4 protein-coding genes are annotated in these 2,277 nt (G+C 62.1%); 1 reads left to right on the top strand and 3 read right to left on the bottom strand.

Annotated elements, in window-relative coordinates; translation table 11 throughout:
- The 3 genes from J4F42_18915 to J4F42_18905 all read right to left on the bottom strand — a co-directional run.
- Positions 1-680 (bottom strand): phosphoglycerate kinase (locus tag J4F42_18915; GenBank protein MCE2487589.1); only part of this gene is annotated, 680 nt, incomplete at its 3' end.
- An 18-nt stretch (positions 681-698) separates the two neighbouring features.
- On the bottom strand, positions 699-1,043 hold the full coding sequence (locus J4F42_18910) for a type II toxin-antitoxin system PemK/MazF family toxin (protein ID MCE2487588.1): 345 nt from the start codon (positions 1,041-1,043) through the stop codon (positions 699-701).
- Positions 1,037-1,279: a hypothetical protein gene (locus tag J4F42_18905; protein ID MCE2487587.1), complete on the bottom strand. Its 243-nt coding sequence runs from the start codon at positions 1,277-1,279 to the stop codon at positions 1,037-1,039. Before J4F42_18905 ends, J4F42_18910 begins: the two co-directional genes overlap by 7 nt.
- 159 nt (positions 1,280-1,438) lie before the next feature.
- Between J4F42_18905 and J4F42_18900 the strand changes: the two genes are divergently transcribed.
- Positions 1,439-2,277, top strand: an 839-nt coding sequence (locus J4F42_18900) for a hypothetical protein (protein MCE2487586.1), incomplete at its 3' end; no start/stop codon positions are given.

Below are 2,277 nucleotides of genomic sequence, written 5' to 3'. Positions count from 1 at the left end.
TTGAGAAAGGTATTGGCCATGCCCCCGCCGATGATCAGGCGATCAACCGTTCCCAGCAGCCGCTCGATCACCCCGATCTTGTCCGACACTTTTGCGCCGCCCAGGATGGCGACAAAGGGTCGCTCGGGATTGGTCAACGCCTTGCCGAGGAAATTCAGCTCGCGTTCCATCAGGAAGCCGGCCACCGCCGGCAGCAGGGCTGCCACCCCGGCCGTTGAGGCGTGAGCCCGGTGGGCCGAGCCAAAGGCGTCGTTCACATACACCTCGGCCAGCCCGGCCAACTCCCGGCAGAAGGCCGCCTCATTGGCCTCTTCCTGGGGATGGAAACGCAGGTTTTCGAGCAGCAGCAGCTGGCCCGCCTGCAAGGCCGCAGCCTGCTCTCGGACCGCCGGACCGATGCAATCAGGCGCCATCTGGACCGGCCGTCCGCTCAGCTGGCTCAGCCGCTCAGCTGCGGGCCGCAGGCTGTAAGCCGGGCTCGGGCGGCCTTTTGGCCGTCCCAGATGGGAACACAGGATCAGCCTGGCGCCGCGTTCGATGAGATAGTTCAGGGTCGGCAGGGCAGCCCGGATGCGGGTGTCATCGCTGACCCTGGCGTTGTCCAGGGGGACGTTGAAATCGACCCGCACCAGGACGCGTTTGCCGGCGAGATCGAGGTCACGCATGGACTTTTTTTGCATACGGTTTCTCCTCGTGTGTCACAGCGCGAGAACAAGACGCAAGCCTGCCTCCAGCTCCCGCAGGTGTTTGGGCCGCAGTTTGCCTATCCGTTCGGTCAGCAATGCCTTGTCGAGGGTGATGAGCTGAGACACATTCAGGATCGCATCTCTCTGAAGCCCGGTGCGCTCTTTGGGCAGCAGCACATTGCCGGGGGCCTGGGCAAGCTTCACATTTGAGGTCAGGGTGGCGGCGAGTACGGTCCGAATCCGACTGGCGGTGAAAACGTCGGACTGGATAAGCACAACAGGTCGGCGGTAGCCGGGCATCGAGCCGCTTGGCTCAGGGAGAGAGGCCCACCAAATCTCTCCTCGTCGCATTACCAGTCTTCCCGCGACACGGAGAGGACTTGGAAGGCGTGGTACACCGGGTCAAGCTCGGACGCCTCTTCCGCCTGGGCATAGACGGCGTTTAAGCGCTCGGTCACGCCCTGATGCTGGTGGTCCTTGAGATATGCGACAAGAGCTGTGGTGTACAGTTCACTGCGAGAAGAGCCAACGCGTTTGACCAACTGTTCAGCCGCCAGGAAAACATCGTCAGGAATCGAAATCGCCGTCTTCATACGTCGTAGTATAACCAGGGTTATACCCTGGATCAACAAGCCCCACGCTATGGATATGGAGTCAGCCAGCACAGAGCAGGCGGATCGAGCATGAGTCACGGATCGGTCGCGCTGCCCTGGAAAAATGTCTCGAACATCCCTACAAATGGGCGCATGCCTATGCGGATTGTACGTGGTGATATCGACGGGTTCTTCGGGCTGTTCATCGATAACCTGATCCAGCTCATGCTGATCGCCGTGCTGGGAGCCGTGGTGTGCGGCTTTCCGCCCGAGCTGGTCACCGGCCGGATCCTGCCCGGGGCGGCCCTGTCGATTTTGTTCGGCAACGCCTTTTACGCCTGGCAAGCCCGGCAGCTGATGCAGGCCACCGGGCGGAACGATGTCACGGCGCTGCCCTACGGGATCAACACCCCGAGTGTGTTTGCCTACTTTTTTCTGATCATGGGGCCAATCTATCAGCTCACCGGGGATTCTACCCTGGCCTGGCAGGCCGGACTGTTTGCGTGTTTTCTGAGCGGGGTGTTGGAAACGGTCGGCGCGTTTGTCGGCGACTGGTTGCGACGCTATACCCCTCGGGCGGCTCTGCTGGCCGCGCTGGCCGGTATTGCCATCACCTTTATTGCGATGGGATTCATTTTCCAGATCTTCGCCTCTCCGGCCATTGCCCTGCTGCCGATGCTGATCATTCTGGTCAGCTATGCCTCCCGCAAGACCCTGCCCCTGGGGCTGCCGGGCGGGCTTGTGGCCGTCTTGACCGGTGTCGGCCTGGCCTGGCTGCTGCGCGCCTTTGGCTGGTCGGTGTTTGAACCGCCGACCGATACCTATGCCTTCGGCGTGCATCTGCCACAGCCCGTGCCGGCCGATCTGTTCGCCCTGCTGAGCAGCGGAGAAGGCTGGCGCTACCTGTCGGTCATCGTCCCCATGGGACTGTTCAACGTAATCGGCTCGCTGCAAAATCTGGAGAGTGCCGAGGCGGCCGGGGACCGCTATGAGACGCG

This window comes from Desulfurellaceae bacterium (assembly GCA_021296095.1).
Classification (GTDB): domain Bacteria; phylum Desulfobacterota; class Binatia; order Bin18; family Bin18; genus JAAXHF01.
This window is presented reverse-complemented; position numbering and strand designations above follow the sequence as displayed.

Coding starts and splice junctions, on each gene's coding strand:
- J4F42_18905 (MCE2487587.1), bottom strand. CDS start 1,279: ATGAAGACGGCGATTTCGATTCCTGACGATGTTTTCCTGGCGGCTGAA.